Source organism: Streptomyces vinaceus (assembly GCF_008704935.1).
Taxonomy (GTDB): domain Bacteria; phylum Actinomycetota; class Actinomycetes; order Streptomycetales; family Streptomycetaceae; genus Streptomyces; species Streptomyces vinaceus.
Window position 1 is genome coordinate 5414178 of record NZ_CP023692.1, and the last position, 21790, is coordinate 5435967.

Below are 21790 nucleotides of genomic sequence, written 5' to 3' on the forward strand. Positions count from 1 at the left end.
CCTTGGCCGCCGGACACCTGGTCCGATGGCCCCCTCATTGGGGTGCGAAGCCGGTTCTACCGGCCCTACGGGGATCCGTACGGGCTTTCTTCCGGCAGCTCAGGGGTGATCCTTCGCATCGCGCTCGCCCCCGGGCTCTCACCGTCCCCGGGTCGCTCATGGCTGCGTACGAAGCTACTCGTCCCCGTCCATGCCTTTCGCTGGGCCCAGTGTACGGGGCGGGGGAGCCCTCGGCAGCCCGGTTTACGGGGGGTCGCGGCGGGGCCCGGGCCGGTTCCGGGACGGGGGCCGGACGGGTCGCGGCGTGACCCGAATGGGCCGACGGGCCGTCCGGGCTCCGGTGGGACGGGAGTGGCGGATTACCGGGCTCCCTGCTGGGCACAACGGATGCAGGTCGGCATCGATGGACGCGTGCCCCGTTGCCGCGAGGCTGGAGTCGATTTATCGTTCCGGCACGATTCGCGAGCAAGATCACAGTATGTGAAGGGGCCGCGGCCATGGTGGCGAAGAAGACCGCCGGGAGAACTGCCGAGAAGGCTGTCGGAAGGGCCACCGGGAAGGCTGCGGCGGCCGAGGACGCGGGTCCGGCCCGGAAGAGGACGACCGCCGCCGGGAAGAAGACGGTCGTGAACTCCGTGACGAAGGCGCCGGCGAAAGCGGCGGCCGGGGCACCGGCCGAAAAGTCCGCCAGGACGGCTGGTGGAACGGCTGCCGAGAAGGCGACGAAACCGGCTGCCAAGAAGGCGGACGCCAACAAGGTGCCCGCCAAGAAGGTGGCCGCCAAGAAGGTGGCCGCCAAGAAGGTGCCCGCCAAGAAGGTGCCCGCCAAGAAGGCGGACGCCGAGGAGGTGCCCGCCAAGAAGACGGCGGCCGGGAAGACCGGCGCCCGGAAGGCCACGGCCAAGAAGGCCACGGCCGTGAAGAAGACGACGGCCGCGGCGAAGGCGGCCGACGCGAAGGCGACCGGCGTCGGGAAGACGACCGCGAGGAAGGTCACGGCCAAGTCGGCCGCGGCCGAGGGGGCGGCGCAGGCCGCGCAACAGACGGGAGCCCGGAAAGTGGTTGCCAAGAAGAGCACCGGCACGGCCAGGAAGACGGCCGCGGCCGCCACCAGCGGGCTGCCGAAGGTCAGGGTCACGGCAGCGGCGGCCCTGGCGCCGGGCGAGCTGGCCGTACGGCCCGGCGAGGACCCCTGGACCCCTGCGGAGGTGGCCGAGGCCCGTGCCGAGCTCCAGAGCGAGGTGCTGCGGCTGCGCGACGAGCTCCAGGCCTCCGACGCGGCCATCTCGGGCCTCATGCGGGACTCCGGCGACGGCGCGGGCGACGACCAGGCCGACACGGGCACCAAGAACATCACCCGGGAGTCCGAGCTGGCCCTCGCCGCGAACGCCCGCGAGATGCTCGAACAGAGCGAGCGCGCCCTGGAACGGCTGGACGCCGGTACGTACGGGCTCTGCGAGAACTGCGGCCAGCCCATCGGCAAGGCCAGGATGCAGGCCTTCCCGCGCGCGACGCTGTGCGTGGACTGCAAGCAGAAGCAGGAGCGGCGCCACTAGCGGCGGGCGGTGCAGAGGCTCGGACCGGGCTGCCGCCGCGGGCGGACCCTGACGTACCCTCGTGTCTCGTCAGGAGCGGCCTGGTTCGAGCTAGTCGAAGGACTCACGTGGCAGAGGCGGAGAGCATCATCGGTACGCCGGAGGTCGGGGACGACGCCCAGCCGGAGTCCGCCGCGCCCAGGGGGCGTCGGCGGATCGTCGCGCTGCTCGTGGTCGCGCTGCTCGCCTACCTGCTCGACTTCGGCAGCAAGATGCTGGTCGTGGCGAAGCTGGAGCACCAGCCGCCGATCCGGATCGTCGGCGACCTGCTGAAGTTCGAGGCGATCCGCAATCCGGGCGCCGCGTTCGGCTTCGGCGAGGCCTTCACCATCATCTTCACCTGCATCGCGGCCACCGTGATCATCGTGATCGTGCGGCTGGCCCGGAAGCTCTACAGCCTGCCGTGGGCGATCGCGCTGGGCCTGCTGCTGGGCGGCGCGCTGGGCAACCTCACCGACCGGATCTTCCGTTCGCCGGGGGTGTTCCGGGGGGCCGTGGTCGACTTCATCGCACCCGCCCACTTCGCCGTCTTCAACCTCGCGGACTCGGCGATCGTGTGCGGCGGCATCCTGATCGTGCTGCTGTCCTTCAGGGGCCTGGACCCGGACGGCACCGTCCACAAGGACTGACCGAAGGACTGATCGCGGGACGGGTGCCTCGTCGAGTCCTGCATACTCGACAGGTGAGTACGATTCCCGAGATCCGCACCCTGCCCGTTCCCGATGGCCTCGAAGGCGAGCGCGTGGACGCCGCCATCGCCCGTATGTTCGGTTTTTCCCGGACGAAGGCGGCCGAGCTCGCCGCCGCGGGGAAGGTGTCGGTCGACGGCAGCGTCGTCGGGAAGTCCGAGCGCGTGCACGGCGGCGCCTGGCTCGAAGTCGAGATGCCCGCGCCGCCGCGGCCGGTCGAGCTCGTCGCCGAGCCGGTTCCGGGCATGGAGATCGTCCACGACGACGACGACATCGTCGTGATCATGAAGCCGGTGGGCGTCGCCGCCCACCCGAGCCCCGGCTGGACCGGCACCACCGTCATCGGCGGGCTCGCCGCCGCCGGCTACCGGATCTCCACCTCCGGCGCGTCCGAGCGCCAGGGCATCGTGCACCGCCTCGACGTCGGCACGTCCGGCCTGATGGCCGTGGCCAAGTCGGAGCGCGCGTACACCTCGCTGAAGAACCAGTTCCGCGAGCGGGTCGTCGACAAGCGCTACCACGCGCTCGTCCAGGGCCACCCGGACCCGATGAGCGGCACGATCGACGCGCCGATCGGCCGCCACCCCAGCGCGGACTACAAGTGGGCCGTGACCCAGGAGGGCAAGCCCTCCGTCACCCACTACGACCTGATCGAGGCCTTCCGAGCCGCCTCGCTGCTCGACATCAAGCTGGAGACCGGGCGTACGCACCAGATCCGCGTGCACATGTCCGCGCACCGGCACCCGTGCGTCGGCGACCTCACCTACGGCGCCGACCCGACGGTGGCGAAGCGGCTGGGCCTGACCCGGCAGTGGCTGCACGCGGTGCGGCTCGGGTTCGAGCACCCGGCGGACGGCCAGTGGGTCGAGTTCGAGAGCACCTACCCGGCCGACCTCCAGCACGCGCTGGACGTGATCCGGGCGGAGAGCGAGTGACCTCGCCGGTCGAGGTCCGGGTCGTCGCCTCGGAAGAGGAGCTGAAGGCCTGTTTCGCGGTGCGGACCGAGGTGTTCGTCGTCGAGCAGTCCGTGCCCGAGTCGATCGAGTACGACGCGTACGACGCCGTCGCGGTGCACGTGCTGGCCGTGGCGCCGGACGGGGAGCCCCTGGGCACCGGCCGGCTGCTGCACGGGCCGGAGGCGCTGGGCAAGACCGGCGGCGACCTGACGGTCGGCTCCCTGGGACGGCTGGCCGTGCGCAAGTCCGCGCGCGGTCTGGGCGTCGGGGTGGCGCTGGTACGGGCGATCGAGGCGGAGGCGGTCCGGCTCGGCCTGTCGGCCGTGGACCTGGGCGCGCAGACGCACGCGCTCGGCTTCTACGAGGCGCTGGGGTACGAGGCGTACGGCCCCGAGTTCGAGGACGCGGGCATCGCGCACCGCGCGATGCGGCGCACCCTGCCGTAGCCCCGCCGGGCGGGGAGCGGGCGGGGACCTGGGGCGCAGGCGCAGCGAGAGCCGCGTGGCATCCCGGGTCCGGAGCCCGCGCCCGGCGGTGGCGGCGGAGCCGCCAGGTGGGGGAGGCCACGTCGGGGCAGGGTCATCCCTGGCCGGCGGTGGGGCAGGGTGGGGGAGTGGATCAGCTTGCTCTGCTTTTCGTACTGCTGCTCGGGGCCGTGGTCAGCGTGCCGCTCGGGGACCGGCTCGGGCTGCCCGCGCCCGTACTGATGACCATCGGCGGGGTGGCGCTCGCGCTGGTGCCGGTCGTGCCGAACGTCGACGTCCCACCCGAGTACATCCTGCCGCTCGTCCTGCCCCCGCTGCTCTACGCCTCGGCGCAGCGCACTTCCTGGCGGCAGTTCGCCGCCAACGTCCGGCCCATCCTCCTGCTCGCCGTGGCCCTCGTGTTCGTCACGACCGCCGCGGTCGCCGCCGTCGCCAACGCCGTCGTCCCGGGCCTGCCGATCGCCGCCGCGGTCGCGCTCGGCGCGCTCGTGGCCCCGCCCGACCCCGTCGCGGCGACGGCCGTCGCCGGAGCGCTCGGGCTGCCGCGCCGCATGGTGTCGATCCTGGAGGGCGAGGGCCTGTTCAACGACGTCACCGCGATCGTGCTCTACCACGTGGCCATCGCCGCCACCGTCAGCGGCACCTTCTCCTGGCCGGACGCGCTGGGGGAGTTCGTGCTCTCCGCCGTGGTCGCCGTCGCCGTCGGGCTCGGGCTGGGCTGGGTCACCAACGCGCTCATGGGCCGGCTCGGCGACGCCACGCTCCAGATCGGGCTGACGCTGCTCGTGCCGTTCGTCGCGTACGTGCTGGCCGAGGAGCTCCGGGGCTCCGGGGTGCTGGCGGTGCTGACCACGGCCCTGTTCCTCGCCGAGTACGCCTCCGACGCGGACGACGTGCTCGGTCGGCTCGCCGGGCACACCTTCTGGGAGGTCGTGGACATGCTGGTCACGGGCGTGGCGTTCGGTCTGATCGGGCTGGAACTGCACAACGTGTTCGGCGTCGCGGCGGGCCGCGCCGGGGAGATGGCGGGGTGGGCGGCCGCCGTGATCGCGGTCGTGGTCGGCGTACGGCTGCTGTGGCTGCTGCCGGCCGGCTGGCTGGCCAAACGGCTGCACACGCGGCGCGACTACGACGAGGAGATCCCGCTGAGCTGGCGGGAGAGCGTGGTCATGTGGTGGGCCGGGATGCGCGGAGTGGCCTCGGTGGCGCTGGCGCTGGCCATCCCGCTGAAGGTGGACGGCGGGGCGCCGTTCCCGGCGCGGGACGAGATCATCTTCATCGCCTTCGCCGTCATCATGGTGACGCTGCTCTGCCAGGGGCTGACGCTGCCCCGCCTGGTGCGGCTGCTGGGCGTGGAGGCCGACGAGGACGCCGAGCGGGAGACGGAGCGCAAGCTCGCGGTCCGCGCGGCGAAGGCCGCGAAGCGCAGGCTGAAGGAGATCGAGGAGGTGGAGGACCTGCCGGAGGACCTGGTGGAGATGCTGTACCGGCGGGCGTACGACGTGGGGGCCAGGATCAGCCCCGACATGGTGGACGAGGAGCGGCGGGAGGCGTACGCGAAGCGGGTCGAGCGGATCCGCGACGTCCAGCGGATCCAGCGGGAGATGATGTCGGCCGCGCGGCACGAGGTACTGGCCGCGCGCAGCGAGCCGGGCGCGGACCCGGAGATCGTGGACCGGGTCCTGCGCCACCTGGACGTCCGCAGCCTCCGCAGCAGCTAGAGCGGTCGGTCGAGGTCCGGCCCTGGCGTCAGACCTGGTAGCGCGACGGGGCGAAGAGGTCCAGGTTCTCCGCGATCCACGCGGAGGTGCGGATCAGGCCCTCCGCGAGGGAGACCTGCGGCTTCCAGCCCGCCCACTGCCTGGCGCGGGAGTTGTCCGACAGGAGGCGCTGGACCTCACTGCCCGCCGGGCGCAGGCGGGACGCGTCCACCACCACCTCCGCGTCCCGGCCCGACGCGGCGATCAGCGCCTGCGCCAGATCGCCGATCGAGATCTCCTCACCCGTACCGAGGTTGACCACCCCGCCCAGCGCCCGGTCGCATTCGGCGACCGCGAGGAAGCCCTCCGCCGTGTCCGTCACGTACGTGAAGTCCCGGGTCGGGGAGAGCGAGCCCAGCCGGACCTCCCGCGCGCCCGCGTGCAGCTGCGCCAGGATCGTCGGGATCACGGCACGCGCCGACTGGCGGGGCCCGTACGTGTTGAACGGCCGCACCACCGTCACCGGCAGCGCGAACGCGTGGTGGAACGACAGCGCCATCATGTCGGCGCCGATCTTCGACGCCGAGTACGGGGACTGCGGCTGGAGCGGGTGCGATTCCGAGATCGGCGCGGTCAGCGCGGTGCCGTACACCTCGCTGGTGGACGTGTGCACCAGGCGGCGCACCCCGTGCCGGCGGCAGGCCTCCGCCATGTTCTGCGTACCGGTCACGTTCGTCTGGACGTAGGCGCCCGGCGAGGCGTAGCTGTACGGGATCCCGATCAGCGCGGCCAGGTGGAACACGGTGTCGCAGCCCTCGACCGCGTCGCTGACCCGGCCCGCGTCGCGGACGTCGCCGGCCCACATCTCCACCGGCCCGCCGGGGTCGGCCAGGTAGCGGGCCAGGTGGCCCTTCTCGGCGTACGGCTTGTAGTGGACGAAGGCGCGCACCCGGGCGCCCCGCGCCACCAGCAGGTCCACCAGGGTGGATCCGATGAACCCCTCGGCTCCGGTGACGAGGACGGTGCGGCCGGTCCAGGGGTTCACGGTGTTCGTGTCCGTGTTCGTGTCCGTGTTCGTGTCGGTGTTCATGCGCGCTCCAAGGCGGGAAGGGGGAGGCCGGCCACGCGGAGGACCTCCGCGGCCAGCAGTTCGGCGGCCCGGGCGTGCGGGCCGGGGTCGGCGGCGCCGGCCATGGCGGCCAGCCGGGCCGGGTCGGCCAGCAGCGGGCCGAGCAGCACCGCCAGTTGGTCGGCGGTGGTCGCGGCGTCGGGCAGCAGCAGCCCCGCCCCCGCGTCGACGAGGACCCGGGCGTTGTGGGTCTGGTGGTCGCCGGGGGCGTGCGGGTAGGGGACGAGCACGGCCGGGACCCCGGTCGCGGCCAGCTCGGCCACCGCCGCGGAGCCGGCCCGGCACACCACCAGGTCGGCGGCCGCGTACACGAGGTCCATCCGGTCCAGGTACGGCACGGCCCGGGCGATCCGCTGCCCGCCGCAGGCGGCGAGATCGGCGGCGGTGTCCGCCAGCGCCTTCGGGCCCGTCTTGATCAGCAGCTGTACGTCGTCGCGCCCCTGCCAGAGCCCGGCCAGCCCGACCGCGGCCCCGGTCAGGCGGACCGCGCCCAGGCTGCCGCCGTTGAAGACGACCAGACGGCGGCCGTCGGGGACGTGCAGGGCCCGCCGGGCACCGGCGCGCAGGGCCGCCCGCTCGGGACGGGACAGGCAGGCCAGCCGGGCCAGCGCCGCCGATATCGGCATGCCGGTGGTCAGCGCCCGCGCCCCGCCCGCCAGATGGGACCGGCTGCGGTCGAAGGCCACCGCGATGTGCGGGGTGAGCCGGGCCGCGAACTGGTTGGCGCGGCCCGGCACCGCGTTGGACTCGTGGATGAGCGCGGGCAGCCCGGCCATCCGGGCGCCCAGCACGGCCGGCGCGCTCGGGTAGCCGCCCATGCCGACGACGGCGTGCGCGCCCTGGGCCCGGATCACCGAGCGGGCCTGCCCGGCCGAGCGCAGGAGCGCGGCGGGGAGCAGATAGCGCTTCGCGCCGAGCGAGGGGTCGAACGGGATCATGTCGACGGTGTGCAGGCGGTACCCGGCGCCCGGGATCAGCTCGGTCTCCAGGCCCCGCTCGGTCCCGACGAACGAGACGACGGCATCCGGGACGGCCGCGCGCAGTGCCTCGGCGAGGGCGAGCCCCGGGTAGATGTGGCCGCCGGTGCCGCCCGCGCCGATCACCACGGACAGGGGCCGGAGAGAGGTGCGTCGTGTGGTCATGGGCGCAGCCTCCCGGTGCGCCCTAAGAACGTTCTAAGAGGTTCTCTCAGAACTGTTTGGCAGGCTTTGCCCCATGAACAGTGGCACGGGTGGCGCGCAGCGGATCCTGGTCGTGGACGACGAGCCCGAGGTGCGGGCCGCCGTCCAGGACGGGCTGGCCGTCGAGGGGTACGAGGTACGGGGGGCCGGCGACGGGCTGGCCGCGCTGTCGGAGGTGGCCGGCTGGCAGCCAGACGCGGTGGTGCTCGACGTGATGATGCCCGTACTGGACGGGCTCGGGGTCTGCCGGCAGCTGCGCGCGCTGGGCGACCGCACGCCCGTACTCGTGCTGACCGCGCTGGACTCGGTGAGCGAGCGGGTCGACGGCCTGGAGGCGGGCGCCGACGACTACCTGGTCAAGCCGTTCGCGCTGGACGAGCTGGTGGCCCGGGTCCGCGCCCTGCTGCGGCGGGCCGCGCCCGATCCGGCCGGTGCGGGCCCGCTGGGCTTCGCGGACCTCGTACTCGATCCCGGGACGCGGACCGGAAGGCGGGGCGGGAGGCCCCTGGAGTTCAGCCGGACCGAGGCGGCGCTGCTGGAGCTGCTGCTGCGCCACCCCGGGCAGGTGCTGCCGCGGGAGCTGATCCTGGAGCTGGTGTGGGGGCGGGACTTCGGACCGGACTCCAATTCCCTCGCGGTGTACGTGGGCTACCTGCGGCGGAAGCTGGAGGCCGGGGGCGAGCCGCGGCTGGTGCACACCGTCCACGGGGTCGGGTACCGGCTGGGACCGGCGTGAGCGGCGGCGGGCGCGGCCGGCGCCGGCTCGGGGCGCCCTGGCGCAGACGCCGGCCGCTGCGGACCCGGCTGGCGCTGGCGGTCACCGCGGCGGTGGCGCTGGTCGCGGTCGGGGTGTGCACCGCCGCGTTCTTCGTCGTACGCGGCGCCCTGTACGAGCAGCTGAACCTGAGTCTGACCCAGTCCGCGCGGCTCGCGGCGCAGCGCAATCCCGACTCCGGGCCGGACACCCTGGCGGGGGAGTGCCGGTTCCTGGCGGCGCCCGCCTGCGCGGAGGTGGTGCCGGCTGATCCGGCGAAGGACCCGGCCGCGCCGTACCTGCTGCCGGTGGACGCCACGACGCGGGCGGTGGCGGCGGGGCGGCACGCGCCGTTCTACACGGACATCGTGCACGCCGGGCACCCGACGCGGATGCTCACCACCGACTACGCGAAGGGGCGGGCGCTCCAGGTGGCGCTGCGGGCCGACACCGTCGAGGACGGGATCGAGGAGGCGGCGTGGTGGCTGGCGCTGATCGGCGCGGGGGGCGTGGTGGTGGCGGCCGGGCTCGGGTACTGGGTGTCGCGGACCGGCCTGGCCCCGGTGACCCGGCTGACGGCCACCGCCGAGCGGATCGCGGCGACGCGCGATCCCCGGCACCGGATCGAACTGCCGCCGCCGGGGCCCCCGGGCTCGCCGGCCCGGGAGGACGAGATCACACGGCTGGCCGGGAGCTTCAACACCATGCTGGGCGAGCTGGAGCAGTCGGTGACGGCGCAGCGGCGGCTGGTGGCGGACGCCTCGCACGAGCTGCGGACCCCGCTGACGGCGCTGCGGACGAACGCGGAGCTGCTGGCGCGGGGGGAGCGGCTGACGCCGGAGCAGCGCGAGCGGGCCTCGCTGGCACTGGGGCGGCAGCTGCGCGAGGTGACGGGGCTGGTGAACGACCTGATCGAGCTGGCCCGGGACGAGGAGCCGCAGCCGCTGGTGGAACAGGTGCGGCTGGCCCCGCTGGTGGAGCACTGCGCGGAGGCGGCCCGGGCGCACCGGCCGGCGGTCCCCGTGCACGTCCGGGTGGCCGAGGTGGTGGTGCCGGGGGTGCCGGCGAGGCTGACGCGACTCGTGTCGAACCTGCTCGACAACGCGGCGAAGTTCAGCCCGGCGGGCGCTCCGGTGGAGGTGGAGCTGGTGGCGAGGGCCGGGGGCGGCGCCGAGCTGACGGTACGGGACCACGGCCCGGGCATCGCGGCCGAGGACCTGCCGTACGTCTTCGACCGCTTCTACCGGGCGGGGGCGGCGCGGGCCCTGCCGGGCTCGGGGCTGGGCCTGGCGATGGCACGGCAGATCGCCCGGGCGCACGCGGCGGAGCTGGTGGCGGAGGCCGCCCCGGGCGGGGGCGCCCTGTTCCGGCTGACGTTCTGAACCGGGCCCGTGGGCCGCGGCCCGCGGCCCGCTGCCGTCAGGGCGTGCCCGGGCGGGGGTCCGCCGCGGAGGTGGCGATGCGCGGGAGGGCGTACGGGTGATGGGCCAGCAGCCAGCTGATCAGGCGTTCGCGGACCTGGCAGCGGACCGTCCAGATGTCCGTGGCGTCCTTCGCCGTGACCACCGCCCGGACCTGGATCGTGTGCGGGGTCGTGTCCGTGACCGCGAGGGTCCCGGTGCGGCCGTCCCACTCCGGGACGTCCTCCAAGATCGCCTGGAGCTGCTCCCGCATGAGGTCCAGCGGTGCGCTGTGGTCCAGGTGCCAGAAGACCGTTCCGGTCATCTGCGCGCCGCCGCGCGACCAGTTCTCGTACGGCTTGCCTGTGAAATACGACACGGGCATGGTGATCCGCCGTTCGTCCCAGGTGCGGACGACCAGGAAGGTGAGGGTGATCTCCTCGACCGTCCCCCACTCCTCGTCCACGACCACGGTGTCCCCGATCCGCACCGTGTCGCCGAAGGCGATCTGCAGTCCGGCGAACAGGTTGCCCAGGGAGGACTGGGCCGCGATGCCCGCCACGATGCCGAGCACGCCCGCCGAGGCCAGCATCGAGGCGCCCACGGCCCGCATCGGCGGGAAGGTGAGGAGCATCGCGGCCACCGCGACCACGACGACGACCGCCGTGACCACCCGGTGGATCAGCGTGACCTGGGTGCGCACCCGCCGCACCCGCGCGTCGTCGGGGTGCTGGGCGGCGTAGCGGGCGTAGGAGGAGTCCACGACCGCCGTGGCGATCCGCACCAGCAGCCACGCCGCCGAGCCGATCAGCACGAGGGTCAGCGCGCGGCCGACGGCGAAGACGTAGTCCCGCGGAATCCCCATCCGCCGGTGGGCCCCGTACAGCAGTGTCGTGCACAGGACCAGTTGGAAGGGCAGGCGGCAGTGGCGCAGGCGTGCCCACAGCGTGGTCTCGCCGTGGCGGGCTCCGGTCCGGCGCAGCACCAGGTCCAGCAGCCATCCGGCGAGCAGCGTGACGACCAGGGCCCCGCCGACGACGGCGATCGGGCGCAGAACGGTGTCCGTGTCCATGCGGGTCAACGTAACCGGAACGCGGCTCCGACCCGCGGCATTCGGCGAATGGCACGATGGGGGCATGAACATCGTGCTTTTCCATTCGACGTACGGGCTGCGGCCCGCGGTGCACGCGGCGGCCGACCGGCTGCGCGCGGCCGGTCACCAGGTCCAGGTGCCGGACCTCTTCGAGGGGCGCACCTTCGAGACCGTCGAGGAGGGCATGGCACACCGGGACGAGATCGGCCGTGACGAGCTGCTCAAGCGTGCGGTGCTGGCCTCCGCCCCCTACTCCGACCAGGGCCTGGTCTACGCGGGCTTCTCCTTCGGCGGCTCCGTCGCCCAGCACCTGGCCCTCGCGGACGAGAAGGCGCGCGGGCTGCTGCTCCTGCACGGGACGGCGGACCTGGACGAGGACGCGGCGGTGGACGAGCTGCCGGTGCAGCTGCACATCGCGGATCCCGACCCGTTCGAGACGCACGACTGGCTGACGGCCTGGTACCTGCGGATGCGGCGGGCGGGCGCGGACGTGGAGGTGCACCGCTACCCGGGCGCCGGGCACCTGTTCACGGACCCGGACCTCGACGACTACGACGCCGAGGCCGCGGAGCGGACCTGGAAGGCCGCCATCGGCTTCCTCGACAGCCTGTAGAGGCCGGAGAGGGGTGAGGGGCGGGGCGCGCAGTGCGTGCCCCGCCCCTCACCGTTTCACGTCACGTGGTGACTAGCCGCGGTACGCGCTCCACATGCTCTTCATGCGGGACACCTGGCCCGCGGTGAACTGGTACATGCACGAGTCGTACGTGTAGTCCATGAAGTTGTGGATCGGGTCGACGCCCGCCTTGGTGGTGCAGCTGTCACGGCCGGTCGGGCACTCGAAGGCGGCGCTCTTCTCGGCCGGGGTGTCGGAGACGGAGTCGCCGCTGCCCGAGCAGCCGCCCTGGAAGGTGTGGTAAAGGCCCATCCAGTGGCCGACCTCGTGGGTGGCGGTGTCGCCCTCGTTGTAGTTGGCGGCGGAGCCGCCCGGCAGCGAGGTGTTGAGGATGACGACGCCGTCCATCTTGGGCTGCGAGGCGTAGGAGCTCGGGAAGGTCGCCCAGCCGAGGAGGCCGCCGCCGAGGTTGGCGGTGTACAGGTTGAGCGCGTTGGCGCCGCCCTTGCGCAGGGCGTTCTTCATGTCCTTCTCGGCCTGGGTGCCGTCCGAGACGTTGTACCAGGCGGCGTTGTCGGTGTAGTCGGTGGACACCAGCGAGAACTGGTAGCCGGAGTCGACGTTGCCCGTGCCCTTGCCGCTGTAGGCGGCGTTGAGGACCGCGATCTGGTTGTTGACGTCCGTGGCGGTCAGCTTGCCGGCGGAGCCGGACGTGATGACGTGGACGTACACCGGGACGGTCGTCGCGGCAGTGACCTCGGCGGCGCGCATCTGGCGCTGCGGGCCGAGCTCGGCGTTCTTCTTGGCCAGGTCGGCGTCCATGGCCTTGACCTGCGCGTCCGTCACCTCGTTGGGGTCGGCCGCGTGCTGGTCCTTCGGGCGGGCGACGCGGGCGTTGGCGGAGGCGGTGCCGGCGTCGGCACAGGCCTCGGCGCCGGTCTTGGGCGCCGCGGCCACGGTGGTGGGGGCCGTGAGCGGGGCGAACGCCAGGGTTCCGGCCAGAACGGCCGTACCCATGAGGCGGCGGCGGAGCATGGGGGATATGCGGGCGGAAGCGCGCACGTTGACTCCTCGCGAAGCGTGGTGGGGGGTGAGGGATTTCCTCACGCTGGCGCGAAGCTTATGTGTCCATGTCATGCACTGAGCAAGCCCTTTGCGTAAAAGATTTGTTGCTTCTGATGCCGAAGGGGCGCCCGGTCTGCACCAGACGCCCCTTCGGACAACAGAATTGACGGACCGTCAATAAAGCCTCAGCCCACCGGCTGGTACGACCGCTCCACCTTCTGGGTGCCGTTCGCCGTGCGGTACGAACGCGTCCACGCGGTGGTGGCGGCCGGATTCCGCTTGTCGGACACCACGTAGTAGTCCATCTGCGAGCGCTCGGCCGTCACGTCCAGCACCCCGTAGCCGTGTGCGTCCATGTCCAGCCACTTCACGTGCCAGTTGGCGGCCTTGACCGCGGCCTCCGCTACGAGCGAGGCGGTGTCCGCCGGCACGTGCAGGAGGTCGTCGATGTTGTCGGAGGTCACCGAGGTCACCACGAACTCCGTGGCCGCCGTGCCCGAGCCCGGGTACGTCGCCATGTTCATCGGGACCTCGTTCGCCCACGCCATGTGGATGTCGCCGGTGAGGAAGACCGTGTTCTTGATCTTCTGGTCCTTGAGGTGGTTCAGCAGCTCCTTGCGGTCGTCCGTGTAGCCGTCCCACTGGTCCACGTTGACCGCGAGTCCGCCCTCGGGCAGGCCCAGCAGCTTCGTCAGCGGCGCCAGCAGGTGTGCGGGCAGCGAGCCGAAGGCCACCGGCGAGATCATCACCGAGGTCCCGACCAGCTTCCAGGTCGCGTTCGAGCTCGCGAGGCCCGACTTGAGCCAGTCCAGCTGGGCGCGCCCGGTGATGGTGCGCTCCGGGTCGTCGACCGCGCCGCTGCCCACCTTGGCCTGCTGGGAGCGGAAGGTGCGCAGGTCCAGCAGGTGCAGGTCGGCGAGGCTGCCGAAGCGCAGCCGCCGGTAGACGGTGCCGGCGGTCGAGGTGCGGACCGGCATCCACTCGAAGTACGCCTGCTTGGCGGCGGCCGCGCGGGCCGACCAGTCGCCCTCGGCTCCCGGGGTGTGGTTCTCCGCCCCTCCCGACCAGGCGTCGTTGGCGAACTCGTGGTCGTCCCATATCGCCACGATCGCGTGCGCGGCGTGCATCGCCTGGAGGTCGGCGTCGGTCTTGTACGCGCCGTGCCGGGTCCGGTAGTCGGCGAGGGTGAGGATCTCGTGCTTCGGCTCGTGCGCGCGCACGCCGTACTTCGCCTCGGGGTAGACCCCGTTCGCGTACTCGTAGATGTAGTCGCCGAGGTGCAGGATCGCGTGCAGGTCGCTGCGGGCGGCCAGGTGGCGGTAGGCGGAGAACCAGCCGGCCTCCCAGTTGGCGCAGGAGACCACGCCGAAGCGGACCCCGGGGGTGCTCGCGTCGTGGCCCGGGGCGGTCAGGGTGCGCCCGACCGGGGAGACGGAGCCGCCGGCCGTGAACCGGTAGAAGTACGGGGTCTGCGGCCGCAGTCCGCGCACGTCCGCCTTGACCGTGTGGTCGGTGGCGGCGCTCGCGGTGACGGAGCCGCTCGCCACGATCCGGGAGAAGGCCTTGTCCTCGGCGACCTCCCAGTCCACCGGGGTGGCCGGGCCGGCGCCGGAGCCGGGTGCGGCCTCCGGGGTCGGGGTGACGCGGGTCCACAGCAGGATCCCGTCGGGCAGCGGGTCGCCGGAGGCGACGCCGTGCAGGAAGGCGGGCCCGTTCGAGGCCGCCGACGCGGGGGAGGCGGCCAGGGCGGCCGTCGCGAAGGGCGCGAGGGCGGCGGTGGCCGCGGCGGCCTTGACCACCGTGCGGCGGCGCGGAGTTGCCGCGATGGGGGAGGGGAGATGACTGGTCACGGCCGGCATATTACTGACGGGTAAAGCCGCTGGTACACCCCTCGGAAGGCAACGGGCGGGCGAACTCTCGGAGTTCGCCCGCCCGTTCCCGTGTCCGGTGTTCCCCGGTTCGGCCGATCAGCCCGCGATGGCCTTGTCGACCGCGGCCGTGAACTCCTCCGGGGTCATCTTGACGTCGATCTTCTTGCCGTCCATCTTCAGCGACGGGGTGCCCGTCATACCGCTCTTGTCGAAGACCTTCGACATCTCGATCGCCCAGCGGTTGTACGTGCCGTCCTCGACGGCCTTCTTGAACTCGGCGTTGCCCTTGAGCGCCGGCACCTGGTCCGCGATCTTCAGCAGGTAGTCGTCCTTGCCGAACTTGTCGTCGCGCTCCTCCGGGTGGTTCTCCTTGGAGTACAGGGCGGTCTTGTACTCCAGGAACGCCTCGGGGCTGACGTTCAGCGCCGCGCCCAGCGCGCTCAGCGCGTTCTTCGCGCCGGTGCCGCCGAAGCCCTTGTCGAGGAAGGTGGCGCCGATGTACTGGATCTTGTACTTGCCGGCGTCTACGTCCTTCTTGATCTGCGGGCCCACGGCCTGCTCGAACTGGGAGCAGACCGGGCAGCGCGAGTCCTCGTAGACCTCCAGGGTCTTCTTGGCGTCGGCCTTGCCTATGACGACCGTGGTGCCGTTGTCGCCCGTGGTGTTCTTCGGGGCGACCAGCGTCGCGTCGGCGGCCTTGTCCCACTCGCTCGGCTGGTTGGCCTGGACGACCAGGTAGCCGACGCCGCCGGCCAGGGCGAGGACGCCGACGACGCCGGCGGCCACCAGCACCTGGCGGCGCGCCTTGGCCTTCTTCGCCTGCTTCTCGCGCTCGGCGCGCAGCCGGTCGCGGGCCGCCGCCTTGTTGGCCTGGCTGTTGCGTGCACTCATGGTGATCTCCGTGGGGTGTGGCTCGGGGGAAAGGGACTGCGTACGTGGGGTCAGGCGCAGACGAGCGCGCCGCGTACGGGAGGTCCCCGGCGTCCCACGGAATGGGCGGGGAAGCGGGTACGGGCCCCCGCGCCCGCCCGGGCCGGGCGCGGCATCCGCCGCGCCGGACCGGAAGAGGCGGCCACCGAGGCCACGGCCAGCAGCAGCGGCCGGAACGCGAAGGCGGCCACCGCGCGCAGCAACTGCCCCAGCGCCCGCTCCCCGTACCGCAGCCAGGCCGCGGCGAGCAGCCCGACCGAGACGTGGGCGCCGAGCAGCAGCCACGGGGTCCAGGGTCCGGGCGAGGCCAGCAGGGCCACCGGGTCGGCGACGGCGCCGGGCACCTCGGCCAGTGGCCCGCCCAGCGGCGGCCCGCCGCACAGCTCGTCGAGGCCGAGCGCCCGCAGCGGCCCGGCCACGGGCCCGCCGGCCGGTCCGTAGCAGACGTGCTGCCCGGCGGTGAAGACCGTGTCGGCCGCCAGCTCCAGCGGGACCAGCAGTCCGGCGATGGGGCCGAAGCCCCGCTCGCGGCCGGCCAGCGCGTACGTGAGCAGGAACACGCCGGCGAAGGCCCCGGCCACGGTGGCGGGGGGCAGCGGGACGCGGGACATCAGGACGTGCGAGCCGGCCGAGAGCAGCACGACGAGCGCGCTGAACAGCGCGGCTCGCAGCCCTCTCAGTCCCGCCCTCGACATGTCCATCGCCGCGAGTCTGCCACGAGACCCTGTGAAGAGGGGTCCCAGGTCCCGGAACGGCCGGTTCCTGATGCCCCTCCCCGTCCCGCCCGGCGGACGGCCCCGCATGATGCGGTCAGTGCGTGATGCGGCCGTTGCGGAACAGGTCCACGAAGATCTGGTGGTCGGCGCGCGCCCGGGCCCCGTACGCGTGCGCGAAGTCGACCAGCAGCTCCGCGAAGCCCTCCTCGTCGGCGGCGATGGCCGCGTCGATGGCCCGCTCGGTGGAGAACGGCACCAGGGAGTGCCCGCTCTCGGCCTCGTCGGCCGAGGCGTGCATGGTCGCCGTCGCCCGGCCCAGGTCCGCGACGACGGCCGCGATCTCCTCCGGGTCGTCCAGGTCCGACCAGTCCAGGTCCACCGCGTACGGGGAGACCTCGGCCACCAGCTGCCCGGACCCGTCCAGCTCGGTCCAGCCCAGCCACGGGTCGGCGTGGGCCTGCAGGGCGCGCTGGGAGATCACCGTACGGTGCCCCTCGTGCCGGAAGTAGTCCCGCACGGCGCGGTCGGTGATGTGCCGGGAGACGGCCGGGGTCTGCGCCTGCTTGAGGTAGATCACGACGTCGTTCTCCAGGGCGTCGCTGTGCCCCTCCAGCAGGATGTTGTACGAGGGCAGGCCGGCCGATCCGATCCCGACGCCGCGGCGGCCCACCACGTCCTTGACCCGGTAGGAGTCGGGCCGCACCAGGGACTCGTCGGGCAGGGTCTCCAGGTACCCGTCGAAGGCGGCGAGCACCTTGTAGCGGGTGGCCGCGTCCAGCTCGATCGAACCCCCGCCGGAGGCGAAGCGGCGCTCGAAGTCGCGGATCTCGGTCATCGAGTCCAGCAGGGAGAAGCGGGTGCGGGAGCGGGCCGAGCGCAGGGCGCCCAGCAGCGGGCCCTCGGCGGTGTCCAGGGTGAAGGAGGGCACCTCCTCGTTTTTGGCGCCGGTGGCCAGGCGGTGGATCCGCTCCCGGTAGGCGCCCGCGTAGGTCCGCACCAGCTCGCTGATCTGCTCGTCGCTGAGCGCCTTGGTGTAGCCGATCAGGGCGACGGAGGCCGCGAACCGCTTGAGGTCCCAGGTGAAGGGGCCGACGTACGCCTCGTCGAAATCGTTGACGTTGAAGATCAGGCGGCCGTTCGCGTCCATGTACGTGCCGAAGTTCTCGGCGTGCAGGTCTCCGTGGATCCAGACCCGGCCGGTCCGCTCGTCCAGGTAGGGCCCGCCGTGGCGGTCGCGCTCCAGGTCGGCGTAGAAGAGGCAGGCCGTACCGCGGTAGAAGGCGAAGGCCGAGGCCGCCATCTTGCGGAATTTGACCTGGAAGGCCGCGGGGTCGGCGGCGAGCAGCTCACCGAATGCGGTGTCGAACACATCGAGTATCTGCTCGGCGCGCTGCTCGTTCGTCGTCTCGGGGACCGCCATGGCGGGTGCCTCCTGGTGCACGGGGTGGTACAGGTTCTGACCGACTGGACGCCGGGTGGGTCGTCCTGGTTCTGCAACGCCCGACCGTACCCGTCCGTGCCCGGGATCTGTCACTCCTGGGACGTAGGATTCATAGCTGCCGCCGCCCCCACCGTCAGGAGCCACCCGCCGTGACCAAGCCGCCGTTCACGCACCTGCACGTTCACACCCAGTACTCGCTGCTGGACGGTGCCGCGCGGCTGAAGGACATGTTCAACGCGTGCAACGAGATGGGCATGACGCACATCGCCATGTCCGACCACGGCAACCTGCACGGTGCGTACGACTTCTTCCATTCCGCCCAGAAGGCCGGGGTCACCCCGATCATCGGGATCGAGGCGTACGTCGCCCCCGAGTCCCGCCGCAACAAGCGGCGCATCCAGTGGGGCCAGCCCCACCAGAAGCGCGACGACGTGTCCGGCTCCGGCGGCTACACCCACAAGACGATCTGGGCGGCGAACGCCACCGGCCTGCACAACCTCTTCCGGCTCTCCTCCGACGCGTACGCCGAGGGCTGGCTGACCAAGTGGCCGCGCATGGACAAGGAGACCATCAGCAAGTGGTCGGAGGGCCTGATCGCCTCCACCGGCTGCCCCTCCGGCGAGCTCCAGACGCGCCTTCGCCTCGGTCAGTTCGACGAGGCGCTGAAGTCGGCCTCCGAGTACCAGGACATCTTCGGCAAGGACCGGTACTTCCTGGAGCTGATGGACCACGGCATCGAGATCGAGCGCCGGGTCCGCGACGGCCTGCTGGAGATCGGCAAGAAGCTCGGCATCCCGCCGCTGGTCACGAACGACTCCCACTACACGTACGCGAGCGAGGCCGGCGCCCACGACGCCCTGCTCTGCATCCAGACCGGCAAGAACCTCTCCGACCCGGACCGCTTCCGCTTCGACGGCACCGGCTACTACCTGAAGTCGACCGACGAGATGTACGCCATCGACTCCTCGGACGCCTGGCAGGAGGGCTGCGCCAACACGAAGCTGGTCGCGGACCAGATCGACACCGAGGGCATGTTCACGTTCCGGAACCTGATGCCGAAGTTCGACATCCCGGAGGGCCACACCGAGGTCAGCTGGTTCCGCGAGGAGACCATGCGCGGCATGCACCGCCGCTACCCGGGAGGCATTCCGGACGACCGGATGAAGCAGGCCGAGTACGAGATGGACACGATCATCTCGATGGGCTTCCCCGGCTACTTCCTCGTGGTCGCCGACTTCATCATGTGGGCCAAGAACCAGGGCATCGCGGTGGGGCCGGGCCGAGGCTCCGCGGCCGGCTCGATCGTCGCGTACGCCATGGGCATCACCGACCTCGACCCGCTCACCCACGGTCTGATCTTCGAGCGCTTCCTGAACCCCGAGCGCGTCTCCATGCCCGACGTCGACATCGACTTCGACGAGCGCAGGCGCGTCGAGGTGATCCGGTACGTGACCGAGAAGTACGGCGCCGACAAGGTCGCCATGATCGGCACCTACGGCACCATCAAGGCCAAGAACGCGATCAAGGACTCGGCCCGCGTGCTGGGCTACCCCTACGCCATGGGCGACCGGCTCACCAAGGCCATGCCCGCCGACGTCCTCGGCAAGGGCATCCCGCTCTCCGGCATCCTCGACCCGAACCACCCCCGCTACAGCGAAGCGGGCGAGATCCGCTCGATGTACGAGAACGAGCCGGACGTGAAGAAGGTCATCGACACCGCCCGCGGTGTGGAGGGCCTGGTCCGCCAGATGGGCGTGCACGCCGCCGGCGTGATCATGTCCAGCGAGACGATCACCGACCACGTGCCCGTCTGGGTGCGGCACACCGACGGCGTCACCATCACCCAGTGGGACTACCCGAGCTGCGAGTCGCTCGGCCTGCTGAAGATGGACTTCCTGGGCCTGCGCAACCTCACGATCATGGACGACGCCGTCAAGATGGTGAAGGCCAACAAGGGGATCGACATCGATCTCCTGGCCCTGCCGCTCGACGACCCCAAGACCTTCGAACTGCTCGGCCGCGGTGACACCCTCGGCGTGTTCCAGTTCGACGGCGGGCCCATGCGCTCCCTGCTGCGCCTGATGAAGCCCGACAACTTCGAGGACATCTCCGCCGTCTCGGCCCTGTACCGGCCGGGCCCGATGGGCATGAACTCGCACACGAACTACGCCCTGCGCAAGAACAAGCAGCAGGAGATCACCCCGATCCACCCGGATCTGGAGAAGCCCCTCGAAGAGGTGCTCGCGGTCACCTACGGCCTGATCGTTTACCAGGAGCAGGTGCAGAAGGCCGCCCAGATCATCGCCGGGTACTCCCTCGGCGAGGCCGACATCCTGCGCCGCGTGATGGGCAAGAAGAAGCCCGAGGAACTGGCGAAGAACTTCACCATCTTCCAGGAGGGCGCCCGCAAGAACGGGTACACCGACCAGGCCATCCAGGCCCTGTGGGACGTCCTGGTCCCCTTCGCCGGCTACGCCTTCAACAAGGCGCACTCGGCCGCGTACGGCCTGGTCTCCTACTGGACCGCCTACCTCAAGGCGAACTACCCGGCCGAGTACATGGCGGGTCTGCTCACCTCGGTCAAGGACGACAAGGACAAGTCCGCGATCTACCTGAACGAGTGCCGGCGCATGGGCATCAAGGTGCTCCCGCCGAACGTCAACGAGTCCGAGCCGAACTTCGCGGCCCAGGGCGACGACGTGATCCTCTTCGGCCTCACCGCCGTGCGCAACGTCGGCCAGAACGTCGTCGAGTCGATCATCAAGACCAGGAAGGCCAAGGGGAAGTTCTCCTCGTTCCCCGACTTCCTGGACAAGGTCGAGGCCGTCGTCTGCAACAAGCGCACCGTCGAGTCGCTGATCAAGGCCGGCGCCTTCGACGAGATGGGCCACACCCGCAAGGGCCTGGTCGCCCACCACGAGTCGATGATCGACAACGTGGTCGCGGTCAAGCGCAAGGAGGCCGAGGGGCAGTTCGACCTCTTCGGCGGAATGGGTGACGAGGGCGCGAGCGACGAGCCGGGCTTCGGGCTCGACGTCGAGTTCTCCGACGTGGAGTGGGAGAAGTCCTACCTGCTCGCGCAGGAGCGCGAGATGCTCGGCCTGTACGTCTCCGACCACCCGCTCTTCGGCCTGGAGCACGTCCTCTCCGACAAGACGGACGCCGGCATCTCCCAGCTGACCGGCGGGGAGCACTCCGACGGCGCCGTCGTCACCATCGGCGGCATCATCTCCGGCCTCCAGCGCAAGATGACCAAGCAGGGCAACGCCTGGGCCATCGCCACCGTCGAGGACCTCGCCGGATCCATCGAGTGCATGTTCTTCCCCGCGACCTACCAGCTCGTCTCCACGCAGCTGGTCGAGGACACCGTCGTCTTCGTCAAGGGCCGCCTCGACAAGCGCGAGGACGTCCCGCGGCTCGTCGCCATGGAGATGATGGTCCCCGACCTCTCCTCGGCCGGGACGAACGCCCCCGTCGTCCTCACCATCCCGACGGTCAAGGTCACTCCTCCGATGGTCACCCGCCTGGGCGAGATCCTGCGGCACCACAAGGGCAACACCGAGGTCCGCATCAAGCTCCAGGGGCCCCGGTCCACCACCGTGCTGCGCCTCGACAAGCACCGGGTCCAGCCCGACCCCGCGCTCTTCGGCGACCTCAAGGTGCTCCTCGGACCGTCCTGCCTGGCCGGATAGCGCCTCCCGCCGGGGTCCTCGTACGGCCCTCGGCCGTCGCCGTACGTGAAGAAGGGCGCGCCCAGAGCTCTGGGCGCGCCCTCGTGCGTGGTGCTCGCGGAGGCGTCAGTTGTGGCCGAACTTCTTCTGCTTGCCCTTGCGGGCCATGTCCATCGGACTCGGAGCGCCGCCCGAGGGCTCGGACACGGACTCCGACGAGCTCTTCGACGGATCCTGCGAGGACGAGCGGGCCTGCTGCTTCTGTTCGTGCTGGCGGTTCTTGTTCTTGGCCATGGTGGAGCCTCCGTGAGGGTCTAGGGGCCAGGACCGCCTTCACCCTCACACGGCGCCACAAACCGCGCATTTTGGATCTTTACTCCGCGTAGTCGCCGGCCCCGTTCCCGGGTCGGGAACGAGATCCGCCACGCCGATGATCGAGTTCCGGCCGTCAACACCCTTGCGGTCGGGCAGACTCGGGGAACCCGCGACACACACAGAGGA

18 protein-coding genes are annotated in these 21790 nt (G+C 71.6%); 9 read left to right on the forward strand and 9 right to left on the reverse strand.

Annotated features, from left to right (window positions below; genetic code table 11):
• The first annotated feature begins 497 nt into the window (after positions 1-497).
• The 5 genes from CP980_RS24410 to CP980_RS24430 all read left to right on the forward strand — a co-directional run bounded on the left by CP980_RS24410 (position 498) and on the right by CP980_RS24430 (position 5446).
• Positions 498-1556, forward strand: a complete 1059-nt coding sequence (locus CP980_RS24410) for a TraR/DksA family transcriptional regulator (RefSeq protein ID WP_150529083.1) — start codon at positions 498-500, stop codon at positions 1554-1556.
• Between the two features lie 107 nt (positions 1557-1663).
• Positions 1664-2224 carry a signal peptidase II gene (lspA, locus tag CP980_RS24415; protein WP_150529084.1) on the forward strand — a complete coding sequence of 187 codons (561 nt, stop codon included), beginning with the start codon at positions 1664-1666 and terminating at the stop codon, positions 2222-2224.
• Positions 2225-2277: 53 nt separating this feature from the next.
• Positions 2278-3219 (forward strand): RluA family pseudouridine synthase, encoded by a 942-nt coding sequence (locus CP980_RS24420; protein WP_132755937.1) that lies wholly within the window; start codon positions 2278-2280, stop codon positions 3217-3219.
• Complete coding sequence (locus tag CP980_RS24425; protein WP_150529085.1) at positions 3216-3686, forward strand: GNAT family N-acetyltransferase; 471 nt, start codon at positions 3216-3218, stop codon at positions 3684-3686. Before CP980_RS24420 ends, CP980_RS24425 begins: the two co-directional genes overlap by 4 nt.
• Positions 3687-3853: 167 nt before the next feature.
• Positions 3854-5446: a Na+/H+ antiporter gene (locus CP980_RS24430; RefSeq protein ID WP_150529086.1), complete on the forward strand. Its 1593-nt coding sequence runs from the start codon at positions 3854-3856 to the stop codon at positions 5444-5446.
• A 28-nt stretch (positions 5447-5474) separates the two neighbouring features.
• Here CP980_RS24430 and CP980_RS24435 read toward each other — a convergent pair whose 3' ends face one another.
• Entirely contained in the window at positions 5475-6515 is a 1041-nt protein-coding gene (locus CP980_RS24435; protein ID WP_150529087.1) for an SDR family NAD(P)-dependent oxidoreductase, read from the reverse strand.
• Positions 6512-7696 (reverse strand): UDP-N-acetylglucosamine--N-acetylmuramyl-(pentapeptide) pyrophosphoryl-undecaprenol N-acetylglucosamine transferase, encoded by a 1185-nt coding sequence (locus tag CP980_RS24440; protein WP_150529088.1) that lies wholly within the window; start codon positions 7694-7696, stop codon positions 6512-6514. The genes CP980_RS24435 and CP980_RS24440 overlap by 4 nt, the downstream gene beginning before the upstream one ends.
• 73 nt (positions 7697-7769) lie before the next feature.
• Here CP980_RS24440 and CP980_RS24445 point away from each other — a divergent pair, with 73 nt between their 5' ends.
• Positions 7770-8471, forward strand: coding sequence for a response regulator transcription factor (locus CP980_RS24445; RefSeq protein WP_099893160.1), 702 nt, complete (start codon positions 7770-7772; stop codon positions 8469-8471).
• Complete coding sequence (locus tag CP980_RS24450; protein ID WP_123514923.1) at positions 8468-9871, forward strand: sensor histidine kinase; 1404 nt, start codon at positions 8468-8470, stop codon at positions 9869-9871. The genes CP980_RS24445 and CP980_RS24450 overlap by 4 nt, the downstream gene beginning before the upstream one ends.
• 37 nt (positions 9872-9908) lie before the next feature.
• Here CP980_RS24450 and CP980_RS24455 read toward each other — a convergent pair whose 3' ends face one another.
• Complete coding sequence (locus CP980_RS24455) at positions 9909-10961, reverse strand: mechanosensitive ion channel family protein (RefSeq protein ID WP_150529089.1); 1053 nt, start codon at positions 10959-10961, stop codon at positions 9909-9911.
• 64 nt (positions 10962-11025) lie between these two features.
• Here CP980_RS24455 and CP980_RS24460 point away from each other — a divergent pair, with 64 nt between their 5' ends.
• Positions 11026-11595, forward strand: coding sequence for a dienelactone hydrolase family protein (locus CP980_RS24460; RefSeq protein WP_150529090.1), 570 nt, complete (start codon positions 11026-11028; stop codon positions 11593-11595).
• A 72-nt stretch (positions 11596-11667) separates the two neighbouring features.
• Here the strand turns inward: CP980_RS24460 and CP980_RS24465 are convergent, their stop codons facing one another.
• The 5 genes from CP980_RS24465 to CP980_RS24485 form a co-directional block, all read right to left on the reverse strand.
• A complete protein-coding gene (locus CP980_RS24465; RefSeq protein ID WP_132756143.1) occupies positions 11668-12612 on the reverse strand; it encodes a zinc metalloprotease in 945 nt (314 codons plus the stop codon).
• Between the two features lie 233 nt (positions 12613-12845).
• On the reverse strand, positions 12846-14519 hold the full coding sequence (locus tag CP980_RS24470; protein ID WP_150529091.1) for an alkaline phosphatase D family protein: 1674 nt from the start codon (positions 14517-14519) through the stop codon (positions 12846-12848).
• A 108-nt stretch (positions 14520-14627) separates the two neighbouring features.
• Positions 14628-15422, reverse strand: coding sequence for a DsbA family protein (locus CP980_RS24475; protein ID WP_132755955.1), 795 nt, complete (start codon positions 15420-15422; stop codon positions 14628-14630).
• A gap of 50 nt (positions 15423-15472) precedes the next feature.
• Positions 15473-16162 (reverse strand): hypothetical protein, encoded by a 690-nt coding sequence (locus tag CP980_RS24480; protein ID WP_150529092.1) that lies wholly within the window; start codon positions 16160-16162, stop codon positions 15473-15475.
• A gap of 109 nt (positions 16163-16271) precedes the next feature.
• Entirely contained in the window at positions 16272-17597 is a 1326-nt protein-coding gene (locus tag CP980_RS24485) for a DUF2252 domain-containing protein (protein WP_132755959.1), read from the reverse strand.
• 170 nt (positions 17598-17767) lie between these two features.
• Here CP980_RS24485 and dnaE point away from each other — a divergent pair, with 170 nt between their 5' ends.
• The gene (dnaE, locus tag CP980_RS24490) at positions 17768-21310 is read left to right on the forward strand and encodes a DNA polymerase III subunit alpha (RefSeq protein WP_150529093.1); all 3543 of its coding nucleotides are present in this window, start codon (positions 17768-17770) and stop codon (positions 21308-21310) included.
• Between the two features lie 105 nt (positions 21311-21415).
• On the opposite strand, the gene CP980_RS35240 is transcribed toward dnaE, so the two are convergent.
• Positions 21416-21583: a hypothetical protein gene (locus CP980_RS35240; RefSeq protein ID WP_165937252.1), complete on the reverse strand. Its 168-nt coding sequence runs from the start codon at positions 21581-21583 to the stop codon at positions 21416-21418.
• Positions 21584-21790 lie beyond the last annotated feature (207 nt).